23 protein-coding genes are annotated in these 21,279 nt (G+C 57.8%); 5 read left to right on the top strand and 18 right to left on the bottom strand.

The genetic code is table 11. From position 1 onward, the window contains the following. Nucleotides 1-33 precede the first annotated feature (33 nt). From phnE (B7L15_RS13385) to phnD, 4 genes are read right to left on the bottom strand one after another with little or no spacing between them, the layout of a single operon-like run. Nucleotides 34-843, bottom strand: coding sequence for a phosphonate ABC transporter, permease protein PhnE (phnE, locus tag B7L15_RS13385; protein WP_085919454.1), 810 nt, complete (start codon nucleotides 841-843; stop codon nucleotides 34-36). After that, a complete protein-coding gene (gene phnE / locus B7L15_RS13380; protein WP_085919453.1) occupies nucleotides 837-1,649 on the bottom strand; it encodes a phosphonate ABC transporter, permease protein PhnE in 813 nt (270 codons plus the stop codon). Before phnE (B7L15_RS13380) ends, phnE (B7L15_RS13385) begins: the two co-directional genes overlap by 7 nt. Beyond that, nucleotides 1,636-2,433: a phosphonate ABC transporter ATP-binding protein gene (phnC, locus tag B7L15_RS13375; protein ID WP_085919452.1), complete on the bottom strand. Its 798-nt coding sequence runs from the start codon at nucleotides 2,431-2,433 to the stop codon at nucleotides 1,636-1,638. The genes phnE (B7L15_RS13380) and phnC overlap by 14 nt, the downstream gene beginning before the upstream one ends. A gap of 56 nt (nucleotides 2,434-2,489) precedes the next feature. Then, entirely contained in the window at nucleotides 2,490-3,482 is a 993-nt protein-coding gene (gene phnD, locus B7L15_RS13370; RefSeq protein WP_085919451.1) for a phosphate/phosphite/phosphonate ABC transporter substrate-binding protein, read from the bottom strand. Nucleotides 3,483-3,637: 155 nt separating this feature from the next. Between phnD and B7L15_RS13365 the strand changes: the two genes are divergently transcribed. Next, nucleotides 3,638-4,231 (top strand): histidine phosphatase family protein, encoded by a 594-nt coding sequence (locus tag B7L15_RS13365; RefSeq protein ID WP_085919450.1) that lies wholly within the window; start codon nucleotides 3,638-3,640, stop codon nucleotides 4,229-4,231. Here the strand turns inward: B7L15_RS13365 and B7L15_RS13360 are convergent. The 7 genes from B7L15_RS13360 to hemE all read right to left on the bottom strand — a co-directional run bounded on the left by B7L15_RS13360 (nucleotide 4,228) and on the right by hemE (nucleotide 11,196). Continuing rightward, the gene (locus B7L15_RS13360; protein WP_085919449.1) at nucleotides 4,228-4,623 is read right to left on the bottom strand and encodes a RidA family protein; all 396 of its coding nucleotides are present in this window, start codon (nucleotides 4,621-4,623) and stop codon (nucleotides 4,228-4,230) included. The two genes, B7L15_RS13365 and B7L15_RS13360, sit on opposite strands and share 4 nt — an antisense overlap. A 125-nt stretch (nucleotides 4,624-4,748) precedes the next feature. Beyond that, complete coding sequence (locus B7L15_RS13355) at nucleotides 4,749-5,510, bottom strand: amino acid ABC transporter ATP-binding protein (RefSeq protein WP_303393819.1); 762 nt, start codon at nucleotides 5,508-5,510, stop codon at nucleotides 4,749-4,751. A 54-nt stretch (nucleotides 5,511-5,564) separates the two neighbouring features. Beyond that, nucleotides 5,565-6,665: an amino acid ABC transporter permease gene (locus B7L15_RS13350; RefSeq protein ID WP_085919448.1), complete on the bottom strand. Its 1,101-nt coding sequence runs from the start codon at nucleotides 6,663-6,665 to the stop codon at nucleotides 5,565-5,567. A 16-nt stretch (nucleotides 6,666-6,681) separates the two neighbouring features. After that, nucleotides 6,682-7,872, bottom strand: a complete 1,191-nt coding sequence (locus tag B7L15_RS13345; protein WP_085919447.1) for an amino acid ABC transporter permease — start codon at nucleotides 7,870-7,872, stop codon at nucleotides 6,682-6,684. A gap of 91 nt (nucleotides 7,873-7,963) precedes the next feature. Next, nucleotides 7,964-8,989, bottom strand: coding sequence for an amino acid ABC transporter substrate-binding protein (locus B7L15_RS13340; protein WP_085919504.1), 1,026 nt, complete (start codon nucleotides 8,987-8,989; stop codon nucleotides 7,964-7,966). Between the two features lie 228 nt (nucleotides 8,990-9,217). Beyond that, entirely contained in the window at nucleotides 9,218-10,084 is an 867-nt protein-coding gene (gene speE, locus B7L15_RS13335; protein ID WP_085919446.1) for a polyamine aminopropyltransferase, read from the bottom strand. Further along, on the bottom strand, nucleotides 10,081-11,196 hold the full coding sequence (hemE, locus tag B7L15_RS13330) for a uroporphyrinogen decarboxylase (protein WP_085919445.1): 1,116 nt from the start codon (nucleotides 11,194-11,196) through the stop codon (nucleotides 10,081-10,083). Before hemE ends, speE begins: the two co-directional genes overlap by 4 nt. Before the next feature lie 227 nt (nucleotides 11,197-11,423). Here hemE and ribA point away from each other — a divergent pair, with 227 nt between their 5' ends. Both ribA and trhA read left to right on the top strand, forming a co-directional pair. Further along, a complete protein-coding gene (ribA, locus tag B7L15_RS13325) occupies nucleotides 11,424-12,059 on the top strand; it encodes a GTP cyclohydrolase II (RefSeq protein WP_085919444.1) in 636 nt (211 codons plus the stop codon). A 23-nt stretch (nucleotides 12,060-12,082) separates the two neighbouring features. Next, nucleotides 12,083-12,781, top strand: coding sequence for a PAQR family membrane homeostasis protein TrhA (trhA, locus tag B7L15_RS13320; protein WP_085919443.1), 699 nt, complete (start codon nucleotides 12,083-12,085; stop codon nucleotides 12,779-12,781). Here the strand turns inward: trhA and B7L15_RS13315 are convergent. From B7L15_RS13315 to B7L15_RS13290, 6 genes are all read right to left on the bottom strand, one after another. Next, on the bottom strand, nucleotides 12,778-13,401 hold the full coding sequence (locus B7L15_RS13315; protein WP_085919442.1) for a glutathione S-transferase family protein: 624 nt from the start codon (nucleotides 13,399-13,401) through the stop codon (nucleotides 12,778-12,780). The two genes, trhA and B7L15_RS13315, sit on opposite strands and share 4 nt — an antisense overlap. After that, the gene (locus tag B7L15_RS13310) at nucleotides 13,398-13,775 is read right to left on the bottom strand and encodes a hypothetical protein (protein ID WP_085919441.1); all 378 of its coding nucleotides are present in this window, start codon (nucleotides 13,773-13,775) and stop codon (nucleotides 13,398-13,400) included. Before B7L15_RS13310 ends, B7L15_RS13315 begins: the two co-directional genes overlap by 4 nt. 73 nt (nucleotides 13,776-13,848) lie before the next feature. Then, on the bottom strand, nucleotides 13,849-14,610 hold the full coding sequence (gene djlA, locus B7L15_RS13305; protein ID WP_085919440.1) for a co-chaperone DjlA: 762 nt from the start codon (nucleotides 14,608-14,610) through the stop codon (nucleotides 13,849-13,851). Between the two features lie 30 nt (nucleotides 14,611-14,640). After that, the gene (gene dxs / locus B7L15_RS13300) at nucleotides 14,641-16,566 is read right to left on the bottom strand and encodes a 1-deoxy-D-xylulose-5-phosphate synthase (protein WP_085919439.1); all 1,926 of its coding nucleotides are present in this window, start codon (nucleotides 16,564-16,566) and stop codon (nucleotides 14,641-14,643) included. A gap of 3 nt (nucleotides 16,567-16,569) precedes the next feature. Further along, nucleotides 16,570-17,463 (bottom strand): farnesyl diphosphate synthase, encoded by an 894-nt coding sequence (locus B7L15_RS13295; protein ID WP_085919438.1) that lies wholly within the window; start codon nucleotides 17,461-17,463, stop codon nucleotides 16,570-16,572. Continuing rightward, a complete protein-coding gene (locus B7L15_RS13290) occupies nucleotides 17,457-17,753 on the bottom strand; it encodes an exodeoxyribonuclease VII small subunit (RefSeq protein WP_085919437.1) in 297 nt (98 codons plus the stop codon). Before B7L15_RS13290 ends, B7L15_RS13295 begins: the two co-directional genes overlap by 7 nt. A gap of 266 nt (nucleotides 17,754-18,019) precedes the next feature. Between B7L15_RS13290 and serA the strand changes: the two genes are divergently transcribed. Then, nucleotides 18,020-19,264: a phosphoglycerate dehydrogenase gene (serA, locus tag B7L15_RS13285; RefSeq protein WP_066320841.1), complete on the top strand. Its 1,245-nt coding sequence runs from the start codon at nucleotides 18,020-18,022 to the stop codon at nucleotides 19,262-19,264. Between the two features lie 81 nt (nucleotides 19,265-19,345). Here serA and B7L15_RS13280 read toward each other — a convergent pair whose 3' ends face one another. Then, nucleotides 19,346-20,035 (bottom strand): pirin family protein, encoded by a 690-nt coding sequence (locus B7L15_RS13280; RefSeq protein WP_085919436.1) that lies wholly within the window; start codon nucleotides 20,033-20,035, stop codon nucleotides 19,346-19,348. Between the two features lie 208 nt (nucleotides 20,036-20,243). Between B7L15_RS13280 and trhO the strand changes: the two genes are divergently transcribed. Continuing rightward, nucleotides 20,244-21,197 (top strand): oxygen-dependent tRNA uridine(34) hydroxylase TrhO, encoded by a 954-nt coding sequence (gene trhO / locus B7L15_RS13275; RefSeq protein WP_085919503.1) that lies wholly within the window; start codon nucleotides 20,244-20,246, stop codon nucleotides 21,195-21,197. Nucleotides 21,198-21,279: the final 82 nt, after the last annotated feature.

Genomic DNA, 21,279 nt, shown 5'->3' with positions numbered 1-21,279 from the left:
GTCAAACGCTCACCCTGGATAACAACACTTGGCTTAAAGCACCTTGCTCCGCAGCAGGCTCGTGACGGCCTCGCCAATCAGCACCAGCACGATGATGGCAATCAAGATGGTGGCCACGGTCTGCCAGGCGAAGGTATCAATCGAACCTTGCAGGATAACCCCGATACCACCGGCACCCACCAGTCCCAATACCGTCGATTCACGAATGTTGATATCCCAGCGCAGAATCACAATGGCAAAAAAGGCAGGCATGACCTGTGGGACCACTGCATAGGCAATCACCTTGGCTTTGGAGGCGCCGGTGGCTTCCATGGCCTCAACCGGGCGCCGGTCAATCTCCTCGATCGCCTCACCCATCAGCTTGCCGATGAAACCGATGGAACGAAATACGATCGCCAGAATGCCGGCGAGTACCCCGGGACCGAAAATTGCCACGAACAGCAGTGCCCAGATAATGGTGTTCACCGAGCGGCTGGAGACGAGAATGAAACGCCCAAACCACAGGCAGGCCCGGTTCGGAGTCGTGTTCTGGGCAGCAATATAGGCCACCGGCAGGGCGAGAAAAATCGTCAGGAAAGTGGCCAGGGTGGCAATATGCACGGTCTCGATCAGGGCGCCAATGATGTTGTTCAAGCCTTCGCCACTGGGCGGCCACATACGGGCGCCAAGCCCGGATATCTGATTGGGCGCGTCCCACACCCAGGGCCAGAAGATATCAATATCGCGCACTGCCCAGAAAACCACCATTACGGTCGCGAGAAGCACAGCGAAGCGGATAAGGCGCTGCCTGGGGTTGTGACGCTGCCAGACGCGGTCGGCAAGTTGTTGAGCGTGATCTACCATATTTTTTTCCTTACCCAGCCGCTGATGCCTTCACTGATCAGAATGACCGCGATGATGACGAGTAGAATCGCAAACGCGAAATCATAATCGTAGCGTCCAAAGGCGTTCATCAGTGTGCTGCCAATGCCGCCCGCGCCGACAATCCCGACCACTGCGGAAGCACGCAGGTTGCTGTCGAGCTGGTACATGGAAAGCCCCACCTGGCGCGGTAGTATCTGCGGGAAGACCGCATAGAACAGAATGGCCCCGTAGCCTGCACCTGCTGCCTTCATGGCTTCGACCTGGCCCCAGTCAATTTCTTCGATCTCTTCGGCGAGGAGCTTGCCCACAAAACCGATCGAATAGAGGATAAGCGTCAAAATCCCTGCGAGAGGACCAAAACCGACGGCGGCGACGAATAGAATCGCCACGATGACCGGATGGAAGCTGCGCGAGATGATGATCACCGCCCGGCCAATGATATATATCGGCATCGGTGCAATGTTGCGCGCGGCCATGACGGCAAACGGAATCGACAGCAAAACGCCCAGCAGCGTCGCCATGATGGCGATTTGAAAGCTTTCCTTGAAGCCTGTGATCAGCAGCTCATAGCGCTCAAGACTGGGTGGGAAACCACCGCCGAAAATACGCCCTGCGCGGGGAAGGCCTTCTGCAATCCGCGCCCAGTTGAACGGCAGTGAGCCAAAGGCCCAGACCAAGTAGACGACGCCGACGAGGATCAAGCCGTAGCGCAGCAAGGGGTTGGCAATAAATGGTGGTTTTTTCCAGGTGCGTGGCGTTGATGCCTGGGCGTCAGGCGGAGTCATGAGCGTGTTCCTCCGCGGGTGTATCGGTGATCGCATCGTCCGGCGCGTCTATGCCGCCGTAGATGGCATCCAGAGCGTCTTTGTTGAAGTCCGCGGGCAAGCCATCAAAGATCATCTTGCCGTGGCGTAAGCCCACGATGCGCTCGGTATAGGTCTTTGCCTGGGCGACGTTGTGAATATTAATCAGCACCGGCAACGACAGCTCGCTTGCCAGGCTTTGCAGCAGAACCATGATCTGCTCTGACGTACGCGGGTCGAGTGAGGCGGTGGGCTCATCGGCGAGCAGCACGTCAGGCTCTTGCATCAGTGCGCGCACCACCCCGACCCGCTGGCGCTCACCGCCGGAAAGCTCGTCGGCGCGCTTGTTGGCATAGTGGGCAATGCCCACGCGCTCCATCAGTACAAAGGCACGCTCGATATCGGACTGAGGGTAGCGGCGTGAAATCGCCTGGTAGAGGTTCACATAGCCCAAGCGCCCGGCCAGTACGTTTTCCATCACGGTCAACCGGTCCAGCAGATTAAAACCCTGAAATACCATGCCAATCTTGCGTCGCGCGCGACGTAGCTCCGCCCCTCTCAGGTGCACAAGCTCGTTGCCGTTGAGCTTGATGGAGCCGGATGTCGGCTCGACCAGGCGGTTGATGCACCTCAGCATGGTGCTTTTACCCGCCCCCGAAGCGCCTACGATAGAAACGACGCTGTTTCCCTCTACCTTGAGATCAAGCCCTTTCAGCACGGCTTCATCGTGGCCATAACGTTTGACCAGATTGGTAATTTCCAGCATGTGTTCGCGTCCATCGTCGAAAAATAACCGCACCGCCAATGGCGGTGCGTAACGTTTTACTCTTCCAGGTTTTCCGGCGTATAGCTCACGCCATTAGCGGACTGGATGGTACGAATCACCTGCCAGTTATCTTTGTAATTGATAGGGATGAATTTCTCGACGCCTTCAAACTCTTCGCCTAGTTCGGTGCCCGCAAAATCAAAGCTGAAGAAGGCCTCCTCGATTTTGTCGACCAGATCCGGGTGCAGGTTGTGTGCGTAGTTATACGAGGTAGTGGGGAAGCTGTCGGACTCGTAGATCAGGCGAACATCTTCCTCATCATAAAGACCCCGTGCGGCCATGCGCTCGACGACTTCCGATGCCACCGGGGCGGCGTCATAGTCTTGAGCGACAACGCCGAGCATGGACTGGTCGTGGCTGCCGGAGTAGATCACTTCATAATCTTCACCGGGGGTGATGCCAAATTCGGGCAGCAACGCGCGGGGGGCCTGGTTACCCGAGTTGGAGGTCGGCGAGGTATGGGCGACGCGCTTGCCCTTGAGGTCTTCCACTTCATGGATATCGGAGTCGACATGGGTGAACAGCTGCAGGGTATAGCCGAATCGGCCGTCGTCGGAGCCCATCAAGGCAAACGGTACTGCACCGGCGAGATTCACGGCAAAGGGCGTGGGGCCGGTGGAGAAACCGGCAATATGCAGCCGACCGCTGCGCATGGCTTCGACCTGAGCGGCGTTTGACTGCACGGCGAAGAAGCGCACATCGCGTTCGGTAACCTCCTCAAGGTGGTCGATAAAGGGCTGCCAGATATCCGAATAAATGGCCGGATCTTCGACCGGGGTGTAGGCGAAGATCAGCGTATCGGGGTTGGCCCATTCCGATTCATCGCTTGGCCGGTCAGCCACCATATCCCCATCGGCGTCACAGTAGATATCCGTCAGGTCGCCACGCTCACATTCAGCGTAGGCTTGGGTGGATAGCAGTGCGAGCGGCAATAGCGATACAGCGGTGAGCATTGCAAGCGGGCGCTTGCGAAAGAGCGGCGTTGTCATAATAAGCCTCGTTGTGTGTTGTTTTTGTGTTATCGCTTCCCTTCGCTGGGATTTTCTACTCAGAAAGCGGGAAATGTTTCATAAGTGGACATTTGATGCGAAGGATGATTATTTTCGAAAGTAGACACTTTCAATCTAGGGTTTGTGACAAACTTATGTCAAATACTTTACAGGCGCCTTACGACCATTGGCGCAATCGCTATTTGCTAATACGCCACGGCCATAGCCAGGCGAATCAACAGGGGGTGATTGTCAGCTCGCCCGAACACGGCGTGACGAACTTCGGGCTTTCCGAGCAGGGTGAGCAGCAACTTGCCCAACGGGTGGCTGACTGGCAGTGGCCGATACCCACTCGCGTGGTGCACTCGGACTTTTTGCGCACGTCGCAAACGGCTGCCCACATTGCCGACGCGTTTGGACTCACACCAAGCGTGGAGACGCGCTTAAGGGAGCGCTATTTTGGCGAGTTGGAGGGGCAGAGCGATGAACGCTATCCCAGTATATGGGTATTGGATGCCCAGGACGCCGAGCATCAGCACCTCCAGGTGGAGGCGGTGAGCGCGGTGGCAAAGCGTATGCGAGCGGTGATAGACGACTGGGAGCAAGCGGCCAGCGGGGAAACCATCGCCCTGGTCAGCCACGGCGATCCGCTGCAGATCCTGCTCACGGCGCTTGCTGGAAAACCGCTTGGCCAGCACCGTGAACAGGCAGCGCTATTGCCTGCCAGTATTACGTTGATAGGGCCCTAAGAGTTGCCTTCAGACGGTGGGATCCAGGCAATCATGTCGACTTCCACGTCGGCACCACCGGCGAGTCCCGTGACGCCAATGCAGGTACGCGTGGGTAACGGCTGCGGGAAGTAGCTCGCGTAGACCCTGTTGACCTCGTCGAAGTGGCCCATGTTGGTAATAAACACCCGCGACTGCACCACGTGCTCGAAACTGCTTCCCACTTCCTCCAGCACAATCGCCAGGTTCTGCATGACACGATGGGTCTGTTCGGTGAAAGTGCCGAGCAGCATTTCGTTGGTTTCCGGCACGGTGGGCATTTGTCCGGTAATAAATACCAGATCGCCCACGCGGCAGGCGTGGGAAAAGGGCGCGATAGGCTGGGGCGCCCGGTCGATAAATAGCTTTTCCATGGTGTCGCGATCCTTTGTACATTGTTTTTTAATGCGTGTTTAAACGTCTTATAAGCATTATGGGCCTCAAGCGAGGCCCATAATGACGTACTTATCAACAGCCGCCTTGCTGAAGAGGGTGTGGATTAATGCCCCAGAATCTGGCTCAAGAACAGCTGAGTACGTTCGGACTGCGGGTTGTTGAAGAATGGCTCAGGCGCGTTCTCTTCAATTATCTGTCCCTGGTCCATGAAAATCACCCGGTCAGCGACGGTTTTGGCGAAGCCCATTTCGTGGGTCACACAGATCATGGTCATGCCTTCTTCGGCCAGCTCCACCATGACGTCCAGCACTTCCTTGATCATCTCAGGGTCGAGGGCCGAGGTGGGCTCGTCAAACAGCATGACGTCAGGGTGCATGCACAGTGAACGGGCAATCGCCACGCGCTGCTGCTGGCCGCCAGAGAGCTGCCCGGGGTATTTGGTGGCTTGTTCGGCAATGCGCACCCGTTCCAGGTATTCCATTGCCAGCGCTTCGGCCTCTTTGCGGGGTTTCTTCTGTACCCACATCGGGGCAATACAGCAGTTTTCCAGCACCGATAAATGGGGGAACAGGTTGAAGTGCTGGAACACCATGCCGACGCTGCGGCGAATCTGTTCAATACGCTTAACGTCTTGAGTCAGTGCGACACCGCCGACGGTGATATCCCCTTTCTGGTGCTCTTCAAGGTGGTTGATACAGCGAATGAGCGTCGATTTACCCGAGCCCGAGGGGCCGCACACTACGATACGCTCGCCCCGTTTAACTTCCAGGTAAATGTCCCGCAGCACGTGAAAATCGCCGAACCATTTATTGACATTATGCATCTCGACCATCAGGTCGGAATCGTTGGTGGCTGCTTGTGTCATGTTGATATCCTACTCAAAATCATAAAGAAAGCGGCATGAAGCGTTGTCGACGACCTACTGCTTATGACCGGTATTTAGCCTGCGTTCCAGGTACTGGCTGTAGCGCGACATGCTGAAACAGAAAATCCAGAACACGAACGCGGCAAACACATAGCCTTCTAGCGAGAAACCCAGCCAACGCGAGTCGGAAAGTGCCGCTTGCACAATACCCAACAGATCAAACAGCCCAATGATCATCACCAGGGTGGTGTCCTTGAACAGCGAGATAAAGGTGTTGACGATACCGGGAATCATCATCTTCAGCGCCTGGGGCATGATGATCAGCCCCATGCGTTTCCAGTAGGTCATCCCCAGCGCTGCCGCTGCTTCATCCTGGCCTTTGGGGATCGCCTGCAGCCCCCCGCGAATCACCTCCGCCATATAGGCGCTCTGGAACAAGGTCAAGCCGATCAGCGCGCGGATAAGGCGGTCAACACTCAGCTCTGTGGGCAAAAACAAGGGCAGCATGACTGATGCCATGAACAGGATGGTGATGAGCGGAACGCCGCGCCAGAACTCGATGAAAATGACACAGAACGTTCTGACAATCGGCATTTGGGAACGCCGCCCAAGGGCGAGCACAATGCCGATAGGCAGCGCGCCAATCATCCCCACACTGGCCAGTAGCAGTGTCAGCATCAAGCCACCCCAGCGGTGGGTGGAAACGCGCGGCATATCGAAATAGCCGCCGTGCAGCAGCACATAGGCGATGACCGGGAAGGCCAGCAAGGCAAACACGGCCACCCAGCGCTTGAGCGGCAGGCGGGGGATCACCAGCCAGGCGATAATGCCGGCGAACATGGCAAACACGATATTGGCGCGCCAGTACTCCTCGCTGGGATAGAGCCCATAAATAAACTGGGAAAAGCGTGCGTTGACGAATACCCAGCAAGCGCCGGCCCGTGTGCAGTCTTCGCGGCTATCGCCCACCCAGTTGGCATCGATAAACGCCCACTGGATCGTGGGCACCACGAGCAGGTACAGGACATACAGGCCCAACAGCGTGAACAGGCTATTAATGGGGCCGTTGAACAGGTTGCCGCGTAGCCAGGCAATGGGGCCGATGGTGCCTTTCGGAGCAGGCTGCTCGGGTATCATGTCTTTGTTGTGAATCATAAAGGTCGTCTCCGGCCTAGCGTTCGACCAGCGCAACGCGAGCGTTGAACCAGTTCATGAACATGGACACCAGCAAGCTGATGATCAGATAAACCGCCATGGTCATGGCAATCACCTCGATGGCCTGACCGGTCTGGTTGAGCGTGGTGCCAGCAAACACCGAGACCAGATCGGGATAACCGATGGCGGTGGCCAGGGAAGAGTTCTTTATCAGGTTGAGGTATTGGCTGGTGAGTGGCGGAATAATGACCCGCATGGCTTGTGGAATGATCACCAGACGCAGGACGAGTTTGCGCGGCAAGCTGAGTGCCTGGGCGGCTTCCGTTTGCCCATGAGGGATCGCCTGAATACCCGAACGCACAATTTCGGCAATGAACGACGCGGTGTAGATGGACAGCGCCAGCCACAGGGCTAGAAACTCGGGAATGATGGTGATGCCACCGCCAAAGTTGAAGCCGCGCAGTACCGGCATTTCCCAGGTCACCGGTACACCCGTGACGACGAGCACCAGTAGTGGAAGACCAAAAATAATCACCAGGGACATCCAGAAAACCGGCAGGCGTTTGCCGGTGGCTTCATGGCGACGTTTATTCCAGACAATCAGCGCGATACTGGCAACGATCGCCACCACAAAGGTGGCAGGAATCAGTCCGAAGCCTGACTCGAAAAGCGGTTGGGGCAGATATAGCCCACGCACATTGAGAAAGATGGCTTCGCCAAACGCCATGCTCTCCCGGGCGCTGGGTAGAGCCCGCAGTACCGCGAAGTACCAGAAGAAAATCTGCAACAGCAGCGGAATATTACGGAAGGTTTCGATGTAGGCGTTGGCTAACCTAGCGATCAGCCAATTGGGCGAAAGCCGCGCAATACCGACAATAAAACCGATAATCGAGGCGGCCAACACCCCCAATCCACCGACCAGCAGCGTGTTAAGCAGGCCGATCACGAAAGTACGGCCGTAGCTACTCTGGGAGGAGTACTCGATCAAGGTCTGGCCAATACCGAAGCCGGCGGTGTTGCTTAAAAAGCCAAAGCCAGTGGTGATGCCTCGAGCCTCAAGGTTGGCTTGGGTGTTGCCGATTATATAGATAAGAAAAGCCACCACAGCGGTGACTAAGAGGATTTGGAAAATAAGCGCGCGCTTCGCGCGGTCTCGCCAGAACGGCGGCTTTTGGCCGACGGGGCGAGCATTGGGTCGTACAGACATGGGTGGCGTCTCCGCGATACGGAAAGTCAATCAGATGGCCCGCCTATACCCTGGCAACAGGGCATGGCGGGCCAGGGGTCAAGCGAGACGCTTAGCGAATCGGCGGAGCATACTGGAAGCCACCGTCAGTCCACAGGGCGTTGACACCGCGTTCAATTTCAAGCGGTGAGCCCATGCCCACGTTGCGGTCGAAGCTTTCAGCGTAGTTGCCGACTTGGCTGATGATGTTGTAGGCCCAGTCAGCCTCCAGTCCCATGCCTTCGCCGTAGTTGCCATCCTGGCCTAGCAGTCGTGCAACATTGGGGTCTTCAGACGATGTCATCTCGTCGACATTTTCGCTGGTAACACCGTATTCTTCAGCGTTGATCATGGCGAACAGCGACCATTTCACGATGTTGAACCAGGTATCATCGCCCTGGCGTACCACGGGGCCCAGCGGTTCTTTGGAGATCACGTCCGAAAGAATCATTGAGCCTTCAGGGTTATCTAGCTGGATACGCAGGGCGGCCAACTGAGAAGTGTCGGATGTCAGTACGTCACAGCGTCCTGCCTGATAGCCGCCCACGGTTTGTTCGGAGGTATCAAATACGATGGGGTTGAATTCCATGTCATTAGCACGGAAGTAGTCGGCGAGGTTTAGCTCGGTGGTGGTACCTGACTGAATGCAGATGGACGCACCGTTTAACTCATCTGCGCCCGTAATCCCCAGATCCCGTGACACCATGAAGCCTTGGCCGTCATAGAACGTTACGCCGGTGAAATTGAGACCCAACGTGGTGTCGCGCGTCGTGGTCCAGGTGGTGTTGCGTGACAGTACATCCACTTCGCCAGACTGCAGGGCCGTGAAGCGCTCTACGGCATTGAGGGAAATGTAGTCAACCGCGTCGGCATCACCGAGTACGGCGGCGGCGACGGCGCGGCAGACGTCAACGTCAAGCCCTTGCCAATTGCCATCGTCATCCGGTGCCGAGAAGCCGGGTAAGCCATCGCTGACGCCGCAACGAACGGCGCCGTTATCCCGGGTATCTTCCAGCGTGTCGGCCTGAGCGGTGGTCATACCCGCAAGGGTAATCGAACCAGCAGATACCAGCAGCGCCAAGTGTTTTTTATTCAACATGTAGGTTCCCTCGAATTGTTTGAAATCGTTATCCATGCCGTAGCATGTGACTAAACCTAGCAAGGAAGATGCCAAAAGGGGTACAGGCGCTGATTCAGCGCTTTTCAACGATAAATCGAACGTTTGATACGAACGTCTAGGTGCAAAAAATAAAAATGCCCACCCTCCATGCACCTTTGTGGGGCGGGGAGGCAGTGGGCAATGATGAAAAGCGGTTTTCTGGCGGGATTATTTGGCGGCGATGGCCCTGCGCATGAACGGTGGTAACGCCAGTGCGCCGCGATGGGCTTCCAGCGTGTAGTACTCAAGCGGCAGGTCGTGGTTGGCAACTGCCTGCTCGCGAAAGGTGTTCACGTCAGTGTTTTTGCCTGCCAGTGTCACGCTCCACCAGCCGGACGGATACACTGGCTGCGGGAAGGGCAGCGTGGCGACGCTGTCAAACCCGGCTTCCTGCATGTCGTTGCGCAGTTCACGAATGATGGTGCCGCTATGGTAAAGCGGCGATTCGCTCTGCTGTACCATGACGCCGCCGTCTTTAAGGATGCGATGGCAGCGCCTTAAGAAATCGGTTTTAAACAGGCCCTCGGCTGGGCCAACCGGGTCGGTGGAGTCGATAATCAGTACATCGATGCTCTCGTCGGGGGTATCGTCCACCCACTTGACGCCATCGGCGAACAGCAGCTCGGCGCGGGGATCATTGTTCGATTCCACCAGCGCTGGAAAGAAGCGCTCGGAGGCTTTGGTGACTTCCTCGTCGATATCTATCTGGGTGACGTGTTCAACGCCAGGGTGACGCAATACTTCTTTGAGTGTCCCGCAGTCGCCGCCGCCAATGATCACCACCCGCTTGGGGGCCTGATGGGTGAACAACGCCGGATGGGCAATCATCTCGTGGTAGAGAAAGTTATCGCGGTCGGTGAGCATCACGCAGCCGTCCAGCACCAGTAGGTTGCCATAGGTCTCGGTGGCGTAGACTTCCAGGTGCTGATAGGCGCTTTGCACATCCAGCAGTTTATCAGTGACTTTCAGCGAGAAAGCACTGCCGTGGCTATCGAAGACTTCGGTAAACCACTGGTCGTCACGTAATTTGCTCATGGCTGGGCTCCCGGATGTGCATCGTTCGATTGGATCGCGATGCTCTGATGATATTGCGGGCTAAGGTCGTGCAGCGCTTCCATGAAGGCGGTGACATGATCCGGGTTGGTGAACTGGCTGATGCCGTGGCCCAGGTTAAAGATATGCCCGGGACCATGGCCGTAGCTTTCCAGCACGCGGGCAACTTCGGCGCGGATCGCGGAAGGCCGCGCGAACAGCACGTTGGGGTCCAGGTTGCCCTGTAGCGCGACCTTGTGGCCGACCCGGGCGCGGGCATCGGAAAGCTCTGTGGACCAGTCGATGCCCACGGCATCGGACCCGGCACAAGCGATGTGTTCCAGCCACTGGCCGCCATTCTTGGTGAACAGAATCACTGGCACCCGGCGCCCGTCATGCTCGCGGATCAGCCCGGCGACAATCTGCTCCATATAGCGCAGCGAAAACTCGAGGTACGCCGGGGTGGTCAGCGCGCCGCCCCAGGTATCGAAAATCTGTACCGCCTGGGCGCCCGCACGAATCTGCGCGTTAAGGTAGTCGGTCACCGCGTGGGCCAGGGTGTCCAGCAACTGGTGCATGGTATCCGGCGTGTCATAGAGCATGGTTTTCAGGTGGCGAAAATCTTTGCTCGAGCTGCCCTCGACCATATAGGTAGCCAGTGTCCAGGGGCTGCCGGAGAAGCCAATCAACGGCATGCGGCCGTTCAGCTCACGGCGAATCGTGGACACCGCACGCATCACGTAATCCAGGTCGCGCTCGGCATCGGGAACGCGGAGCGCGGCAACCTCATCAGCGGTACGCACGGTCTTTTTGAACTTGGGGCCCTCACCGGTTTCGAAATACAGCCCCAGGCCCATGGCGTCGGGAATCGTCAGGATATCCGAAAACAGGATGGCGGCATCCAGCGGGAAACGCTCAAGAGGCTGCAGCGTTACCTCGCAAGCCAGGTCATGGTTTTGGCAAAGGTCCATGAAACTACCTGCATCGGCGCGTTTAGCGCGGTATTCCGGAAGATAGCGCCCTGCCTGGCGCATCATCCACACGGGCGTGCGGTCAACGGGCTCGCGCGCCAAGGCGCGAAGAAAACGATCGTTTTGCAAAGGTGTGGGGTTCATAGACACTTGCTCTTGAGAAGTTTGCCCGCATTGTAGGGAGCTATTGTACTGGAAGATAGACCGCAAGGCGGCGCGACCCATGGCAAAAATTGTCGCACCACGCCGATTTTTCTCGACGTTTTTCCGTCACGCTAATCGTGAGCCGACCGCCGCTTCCTGCTAAACTACACGACCATTTTGCCAACACTGGTGTGGTTAACTGGTTTGGTTAATCAGCGAGGTAACCTGTGACCATTCGCTTCATCGCCGCTTCACACCTGCCCACGCCCTGGGCCACGTTTACCATGCATGGTTTCGAAGACGAAGCCACAGGCAAGGATCATATCGCCTTGACGCTGGGTGATGTGACCGGCGATGAACCGGTGTTGGGGCGTGTCCACTCGGAGTGCCTGACCGGTGACGCCCTGTTTTCGATGCGCTGTGACTGCGGCTATCAGCTACAGGAAGCGCTCAAGCGGATTGCCGAGGAAGGCCGTGGCGTGCTGCTATACTTGCGTCAGGAAGGCCGTGGTATCGGCCTTTTGAACAAAATTCGTGCCTATCACCTGCAAGACCAGGGGGCCGATACCGTCGAGGCGAACGAGCAATTGGGCTTTGGCGCCGATATGCGCCGTTATGACCTGTGCGTGCCGATGCTCGACCACCTGGATATTACGTCGTTGCGGTTAATGACCAACAACCCGCGTAAGGTCGATGCCCTGACCCGTGATGGTGTTAATGTGGTCGAGCGCTTATCCATTACCACGGGATTGAACCCGCACAACGAACAGTACCTCACTACCAAGGCGGGCAAGCTGGGGCACATGATGGCGCTGGATGATTTTACCCAGGCAAGCGACGTGGATATTGAGCGCAAGGGGTGATGGGTCGCTCAGGAGCATCCAGAATGGCAACCTTTGGTAACGAACAGCATGAAAAACCGTTGGCTGGTCAGGATAAATTCAGCGTTATCGAAGAGCGCCTGAATAGCATCTCCCACGGGCTGGGAGCGGTACTCAGTCTGGTCGGTATGGTCGTGTTGTTGGTGTTGGCGAGCTTGGCGGCCCATGTTGACCCTTGGAAGATCGTCAGCCTGAGTCTGTATGGTACGACGCTGATTCTGCTGTATACCGCCTCTACCCTTTACCACGGCATCCCCCATAGGCGCTGGAAGCAGCGTTTTCAGCTGCTTGATCACTGTGCGATTTACCTGCTGATTGCCGGTACGTATACGCCCTTTCTGCTGGTTAACATGCGCGGCCCTACGGGCTGGGGACTGTTTACCGCCGTATGGTCGCTGGCACTGGTGGGAATTGTCTGCAAACTTCTTTGGCCCAATCGCCTGGCGGTGCTTCGCGTGGTGATTTACCTGCTCATGGGGTGGATGATCGTACTGGCTTCAGAGGAAATGGCGGCGAACCTGTCGTCGACTGGCATTGTGCTGCTGGCCAGTGGAGGCGTCGTTTACACCCTGGGCGTTATCTTCTACGCCGTGAACACCATCCCCTTCAACCATGCCATTTGGCATCTGTTTGTCATCGCGGGCAGTGCCTGCCACTACGCGGCTATCTTCAGCACCGTTCTGCCTCACGCTACCAACGCTTAACTTTCAGCCGCCGCCTTTTCACGGGCAATGGCACGTGCCATTTGCGGGCGCTTGGCATGGCGTCCGTGGTAGGCAATCAACGGATCAGGCAGGCGATGCTTCATGCTGGCGGCCCAGCTTAGCGTGTGGGTGAGAAACAGGTCTGCCAGTGTAAAGGTGTCCCCCACCAATGTTTCCTGGCCCTGATAACGCCGTTCCAGCGCTTTCAAGGCGCGCTGAAACTCCCAGGCACAGGTGGGTAATATGGCGGGGATACGTTTATCCGCGGGCAAGGCAAACTGATGCTTGGCCTGATTCCACAGGGGCTGTTCCAGTTCGGTGACGATAAAGCTCAGCCATTGATCGACCTGCGCCCGTTGTATGGCGTTATCGGGGATCAAAAGTCCATTGCCATGCTGTTCGGATAAATAACGGCAAATCGGCAGCGACTCAAACAGAATGACCTCGCCGTTGTCGAGCACCGGTACTTTGCCATCGGGGTGACGCGCCAGATGCTCTGGCGTCTGGCCCTCGCCTTTATCCAGCGCGACATGCTGGCAACGGTACTCGAGGCCCAGCTCCTCGAGCGTCCAGGTGGCTCTCAACGAGCGAGAATTAGGAAAGCTGTAGAGGGTAATCATGGGGCATCGCTGATCGTGCCGTAACCGGCCACTTCATCGTTTTTGATCCACTCAATATTGCCTTCACTGTTGCGGCGGACACCATAGCAGTCAATTTCATCACCGCCGTAATCGAAACACATGGTGTCATCAACAATGGTAGCCTCTCCAGAATAGCCGTCGCCCACAATTTCGCCATCGGGAAGGTAGACCTCGCTGTAGGCTTCACCACCAGCCATCTCGCCTTGTACCTGATTTCCCCATACCAGCTCACGAATTTCTTGGCCGGAAAGTCGTTCGCCATTGGTATCGGCCTCTGCGAAAGCGCTTACCGATAGTGTGCTAAGTGCTGCTGCCAGGCAGATCCTGACAATGCTAGAGACTTGTACGCGCATGATATAAGGCCTTTATTCTAGAATAGTTTGTACAAGATTAGCCGAGATAAGCGGCAATTGCGAATAGGCAACGCTACTGGTCCCTTGCCTCGCGGATACGTTCATAGGCGTTGCTGATCTCGCTGGTGCGCGCCTGGGCGACGTCGCGCATGCTTTCGGGCAGCCCTTTACCGGCCAGTTTGTCCGGGTGGTTCTGGCTCATCAGGCGGCGGTAGGCCTTCTTGACCTCGGCGTCGCTGGCATCCTCTGACACGCCCAGCACCCGGTAAGCGTCTTTGAGGGCTTCTTCGCTGGCGCCCTGAGAATTGGCAGCGGCGCCGTGCAACATGGCTTCGATCTGCTGGACTTCGGTCTCGCTGCAGCCCACGCCGCGGGCGACGCGCAGAATCATCTCGTGTTCGGCGTCATGCAGAACGCCGTCGGCAGCGATGGCCGACAGCTGAACCTGGAGAAACACCTGACGCATGACGGGCTGATGACGGGTGAGACGGTTGACGCTGGCAAGCTCGGCGTCCAGATCGAAGTCGTCGCTGCGGCCGCGCTCAAAGGCGGCGCGTGCCCGGGTGCGTTGTTCACCCTGCAGGCGCATCTGGTCGAAGAGTTTCTCGGCGACGTCCAGTTCGCCGTCGGTGACCTTACCGTCGGCTTGGCACAGGCAACCCATGACCGAAAAGATCGAGTCCAGAAAGCCTTCCTGGATGCGCATCCGCGCCTCATTCAGACGCCGCTTGATACGTCGCCCCAGCCACCAGCCCAGGCCGCCACCCACCAGCAGACCAACGGGGCCGCCGAAAGCGAGGCCGATAAGCGCAAAAATAACAATCAGAAATAACATGGCAGTCTCTAACGTTGATAAATAAAAAGATTACGGCAGTCGGGCACGAATCGCGCGTTCGATGCCGTCGGCATCCAGGCCGCAGTCATGCAGCAGCTCGGCAGGCGTGCCGTGTTCCACAAAGGCGTCCGGCAAGCCGAGGTTGAGCACTTCTACTTGAACGCCTTCGGCATGCAGGAGCTCATTGACGGCGCTTCCGGCACCACCAGCGATGACGTTTTCTTCCAGCGTGACCAGCAATTCATGTTCGTCGGCCGCGTGGAGCACGGCTTCGCGGTCCAACGGTTTGATAGAGCGCATATTGATGAGCGTGGCATCGAGGCTTTCAGCCACCTCGGCGGCGGCAGTGTTAACGCTGCCAAAGGCGAGTAACGCAATGCTGGCGCCACTGCCTGAAGACTTGCGGCGCACCTCGGCGCGGCCAATGGGTAGCGCTTCCAGATGCTCGGGAATCGCTACGCCCGGGCCGGTGCCGCGCGGATAGCGCACGGCGGCAGGGCCCGGATGATGGTAGGCCGCACTAAGCATGGCGCGACACTCGGCTTCATCCGCGGGCGCCAGAATCACCATGCCGGGCACACAGCGCAGAAAGGACAAGTCCATGCTGCCATGGTGGGTGGGCCCGTCTTCGCCGACCAGACCCGCGCGATCAATGGCAAAGGTGACGTCGAGGGATTGCACTGCCACGTCATGAATCAGTTGGTCGTAGCCGCGCTGCAGAAACGTAGAGTAAATGGCCACCACCGGTTTCATGCCTTCGCAGGCCATGCCCGCCGCGAGCGTGACGGCGTGTTGTTCAGCAATCGCCACATCAAAGTAGCGCTCGGGGTATTCCTTGGAGAAACGAATCAGGTCCGAGCCTTCGCGCATTGCCGGGGTAATCCCCATCAGGCGATCATCCGCGGCGGCCATGTCGCACAGCCAGTCGCCGAACACGTTGCAGTATTTTTTCTTGGCAGGTTTTTTGGGCGCCACAGGCGCGGCGGTTGGCGTTTGATGAGCGGGCTCGCTGGGCTTTTCCAGTTTGGTAATCGCATGGTAGCCAATCTGGTCGGCTTCGGCGGGTAAGAAGCCTTTACCCTTGACGGTCTTGATATGCAAAAACTGCGGGCCGTCCAGGTCGCGCAGAGTGTCCAGCGTCTCGGTGAGTGTTTCGAGGTCATGACCGTCGATGGGGCCGACATAGTTGAAGCCCATTTCTTCAAACAGCGTGGCGGGGCTGACCATGCCTTTCATGTGCTCTTCGGTGCGGCGGGCAAGCTCCAACGCGCCGGGAAGGTGGGAAAGCACCTTTTTACCTTCTTCACGCATCTTAAGATACGGCTTGCTGGAAAGCACGCGGGCCAGGTAAGTCGCCATGCCGCCGACGTTTTCGGAGATCGACATCTCATTATCATTGAGAATAACCAACATGTTGGCATCCACGTGCCCCGCATGGGTGAGGGCTTCAAACGCCATGCCGGCACTCAGCGCGCCGTCGCCGATAATCGCGCAGACGCGGCGTGGCTTGTTCTGGGCCTGGGTGGCCAATGCCATGCCAAGCGCGGCAGAAATTGAGGTGCTGGAGTGGCCGACGCCAAAGGTATCGTAGCCGGACTCGGCGCGGCGCGGAAACGCCGCGAGGCCACCGTGCTGGCGAATGCTGAGCATGGCGTCACGCCGCCCGGTGAGTATCTTGTGCGGGTAGGCCTGATGACCCACGTCCCATACCAGTCGGTCGTCGGGTGTGTTGAACGCGTGGTGTAGCGCTACGCTCAGCTCCACCACCCCGAGACCCGCGCCAAAGTGGCCGCCGGACACGCCAACGCTGTAAAGCAGATAGGCACGCAGTTCGTCTGCCAACTGGGCAAGCTGCCTGGCGTTCATGGCCCGCAGGGCGGCGGGGTGGTCAAAGGAGTCGAGCAACGGCGTTGCCGGGCGCTCGCGGGGTATTTCGTCGAACAGCTTCATGGGCATTGTCTAGTGGTCGCGCTCGATCATGTAGTGGGCAAGGTCGGCCAATGGCTGTGCGTTCTTGCCCAGTGGGGCAAGCGCGGCAATGGCCTCGTCAATGAGTGTCTGGGCTTTGTGCTGTGCGCCTTCAAGCCCCAGTAAACCGGGGTACGTCGGCTTGGCGCGGGCAGCATCGGCGCCGGATGTTTTACCCAGTGTGGCGGTGTCACCCGTCACGTCCAGCACATCGTCGTGAATCTGGAAGGCTAGTCCAATGGCACGCGCGTAGCGAATCAGCGCCTGTAGACGGGAGTCGTGTTCGTCAACGGCGATCAGCCCGCCCAGACGAACCGCGGCGACGATCAGTGCGCCGGTCTTGTGGGCGTGCATATGCTCCAAAGCCTCGACATTGGGGTGGCCACCAACGGCAGCGAGGTCCAGTGCCTGGCCAGCGACCATACCATCACGGCCAGCGGCGCTGGCAAGGGTGGTCACCAGGCTGCCAAGCCGTGGGTGCCCTGTGCGTGCCAGCACTTCAAAAGCCAGTGCCTGAAGGGCATCGCCTGCCAGGATAGCGGTGGCTTCATCAAAGGCCTTGTGGACCGTTGGCTGTCCGCGGCGCAGGTCGTCGTCGTCCATGGCGGGCAGGTCGTCGTGGATCAGTGAATAAGCATGGATCAGTTCGATGGCGGCGGCAGCTGCGTCAAGCTCGTCGTCGCGGGCCCCCAGCGCCCGGCCGGCCAGATACACCAGTAACGGGCGTAGCCGCTTGCCACCCACCAGCAAGCCATGGCGCATGGCGGCTTCCAGGCGCGGCTCGGTGGCCCGTTGCGTATCAAATAGCGCGGCCAGGGTGGCGTCAACGCGATTATTGCTTGTGTCACGCAACATAGTCAGCCCAGCGGCGGCGGGCGCTACCATGGTGGCGTCTCCTTGTTGCTGTCATCCGTGCCATCAGAATCTTCCGTGGGCGCGTCGGGGCCATCAAAGGGTGTAACGTTCAGGCGGCCTTCACTGTCTTCACTGAGCGCGCGCACCTTTAATTCCGCGCTATCCAGGCGTTGCTGTGCGTCACGGGTGAGGCGAACGCCTTGCTCAAAGGCGGTCAGCGCATCCTCCAATGAGAGTTCGCCAGACTCCAGGCGTTCCACGAGCGTCTCTAGTTGCTCAACCGTGGTGGCAAAATCTTGTGGGGGTGTGGTGTCACTCATTGGGCCATGCCTACCGTTTTCCTGACGCCCTGACGTGGGCGGCGCGTGTGTCTGCAGAGAACAAGGCCAACAGTATACACCGAGGGCGGGGGGTGGCGTCTGCCCTCAAGGCCCTGCCGAAGGTGCGACTTGTGTCGCGTTCATCTTGACAACGCACACTTTTCATCACGCGAGCCCAGCGAGAGCGTGGGCGAATGTGCTACCATACGGGCCTTCCGCGAACCGTTAAGCGGCGCATGCCGCCGATCATAGAGGTTGATTCAGCCATGGCCAAAACGTCCCTGGACAAGAGCAAGATCAAGATCCTGCTGCTCGAGGGCGTCCACCAAAGCGCGGTGGACAATTTTCAAAACGCAGGTTACGAAAATATCGAGCATCTGCCTACATCGCTGGATGAAGAGGCGCTGATCGAGAAGATTCGTGACGTTCACTTCATCGGTATTCGTTCCCGTACTCAACTGAATGAGCGCGTGTTCGCGGCGGCGGAAAAGCTGGTGGGCGTTGGCTGTTTCTGCATCGGCACCAATCAGGTCGACCTTGACGCGGCGCTCAAGCGCGGGATTGCGGTGTTCAACGCACCGTATTCCAACACCCGCTCAGTCGCTGAGTTGGTACTCGCCGAAGCCATCATGCTGCTGCGCGGTATTCCGGAGAAAAATGCCCGGGCTCATCAGGGCGGCTGGCTGAAATCGGCGAAAAACTCCCACGAAGCCCGCGGAAAAACGCTGGGTATCGTGGGTTATGGCAGCATTGGCGCGCAGCTTTCCGTGCTCGCCGAGTCGCTGGGCTTTAACGTCATTTATTACGATGTGATCACCAAGTTGGGCATGGGTAACGCCAACCAGGTGGCGAGCCTTGAAGAGTTGTTGGGGCGCGCCGATGTGGTCAGCCTGCACGTGCCTGACTTGGCGTCCACCCGCTGGATGGTAGGCGAAAAAGAAATTGCTGCCATGAAACCCGGTGCCATCTTGATCAACGCCTCGCGGGGCAGCGTGGTGGAAATTGAACCGCTGGCTCAGGCGATCAAGGCGGGCAGGCTGAACGGGGCGGCGATTGATGTCTTCCCCGTCGAGCCGAAGGGCAATGCCGAGGAGTTTGAAAGCCCGCTACGCGGCCTGGAAAACGTTATCCTCACGCCGCATATCGGCGGCTCGACCCTGGAAGCCCAGGAAAATATCGGCATCGAGGTGTCGGAAAAACTGATCACCTATTCCGATAACGGCACCACGGTGACCTCGGTCAACTTCCCCGAAGTGGCGCTGCCCGCGCACCCGGACAAGCATCGCTTGCTACATATTCACGACAACGTGCCCGGTGTGCTGTCGCAGATCAACCGTGTGCTATCTGAGAACGGCATCAATATCTCGGGCCAGTACCTGCAAACCAACGACAAGGTTGGCTACGTGGTCATCGATGTGGACAAAGCCTACGGCCCCCAGGCGCTGGAAGCGTTGAAGCAGGTCGACCATACGCTGAAGATTCGCGTGCTCTACTCGGCGCAGAATAGTTAAGCAACCTTACCGTTGTACTAAACGGTTGCACTAACGCCAAAACGGCCCCGATCGGGGCCGTTTTGAGTTCAAACCTCTGGCTCAAGCCAAATCAAACAGCAACACTTCCCCCGCCTTCTTGCCGGTCAGCGTAAATGTTTCGTCCGGTTGAAACGACGCGGCGTCGCCCGCGCTTAGCGTTTCGCCGTTGACCTCCATTTCGCCGTTCACCACGTGCAGCCACGCATAACGGGTACTCGGTGTATCTGCCTGTTCGCCTTCATTAAACAAGGCGCTATACAGATTAACGTCCTGATTAACGCTCACCGAGCCATCCTGGCCGTCAGGTGATACCACCAGCCGCCACTGGCCCTGCCGCTCAGCGTGCGGAAAGGCTTTCTGTTCGTAGCTGGGCGCAATGCCGCGTTTGGCGGTCTCGATCCAGATTTGCAGGAAGTGCAGGCCGTTTTCCTTGGAATGGTTGAACTCGCTGTGCAGCACGCCGGTGCCTGCTGACATACGCTGCACGTCCCCCGGGCGCATCACTTCACCATTGCCCATGTTGTCCTGATGGGCCATTTCGCCATCGAGCACATAGGAGATGATCTCCATATCCCGATGGGGGTGAGCGCCGAAGCCGTGTCCAGGGGACACGCGATCTTCATTGATCACCCGCAGCGCACGGAAGCCCATGTGGTCAGGATCCATGTAATTGGCAAACGAGAACGTATGGTAGGAACGCAGCCAGCCGTGGTCGGCGTAGCCTCGCTCGTTTGAACGGCGGATCTTCATCATCAACTCCAGAGTGTTGGGAGAATGACAATTAATATACGCCTGCTGACTGAGGGCGTGGGGTGAAGGTTTCTCAATGATCAGATCGAATAAATCGACGTATCGGGTTGGGCGCTTTACGTCAGACTTTTTGCTAAAATGCGCTCGTTAATTCACCTGGTCCGCCTTTTACGGGGGCGACTACCTGGAGTTCGTCATGTCAGTACCTATGTCATCAACTACGTCATCACCGCGTATTGTGGTCGCTGCGTTATATAAGTTTGTCACCCTGAACGACTTTGAAGCGCTGCGTGAACCGCTGCGCCAGACCATGCTGGATAACGGCGTGAAGGGCACGCTGCTGCTCGCCAAAGAGGGCATCAACGGCACGGTTGCCGGTACCCGCGAGGGCATCGACGCGCTGCTCGCCTGGTTGACCGCCGACCCGCGGCTAGGCGACATCGACCATAAAGAATCGTTTTGTGACGAGCCGCCGTTCTATCGTACCAAGGTGAAACTGAAAAAAGAGATCGTCACCCTGGGTGTTCCGGACGTCGACCCTAACGACACCGTAGGCACTTACGTCGAGCCTGAGCAATGGAACGACATTATTGCCGATCCGGAAGTGCTGGTTATCGATACCCGCAACGACTATGAAGTGGAGATCGGCAGCTTTGAAGGCGCCGTCGATCCCAAGACCACGACCTTCCGTGAATTCCCTGAATACGTGCGCGAGCACTATGATCCCGAGAAGCATAAAAAAGTCGCCATGTTCTGTACCGGCGGTATCCGCTGCGAAAAAGCTTCCAGCTTCATGCTCAAGGAAGGTTTTGACGAGGTCTATCACCTCAAGGGTGGCGTGCTGAATTACCTGGAAAAAGTCCCCGAAGAGCAGTCTCTGTGGCGCGGTGAGTGCTTCGTTTTTGATAACCGGGTGACCGTTCGCCATGACTTGAGCGAAGGCGAGTTTGAACAGTGCCATGCCTGTCGTCGGCCGATCTCCGCAGAAGATATGCAGTCGTCCGCTTATGAGCCTGGTATCAGCTGCCCCCACTGCATCGACTCGCTACCCGAGAAGACCCGTGCGGCGGCGCGCGAGCGTCAGCGCCAGATTGACCTCGCCAAAGCCCGTGGTGAGCCGCATCCATTGGGCCGTGATATGCGTAAAGCGTCGTCTATTTAGTTGCTTACCGGCAGTCAGGTGGTGGTGGAATTCGTTTCCGTAAGCGCGACAGCGGCCGCACAGGCACGTTATCCTTACGCTC

It is taken from the genome of Halomonas sp. CSM-2, assembly GCF_002119345.1.
GTDB classification, from domain to species: Bacteria; Pseudomonadota; Gammaproteobacteria; order Pseudomonadales; family Halomonadaceae; genus Vreelandella; species Vreelandella janggokensis.
This window is presented reverse-complemented; position numbering and strand designations above follow the sequence as displayed.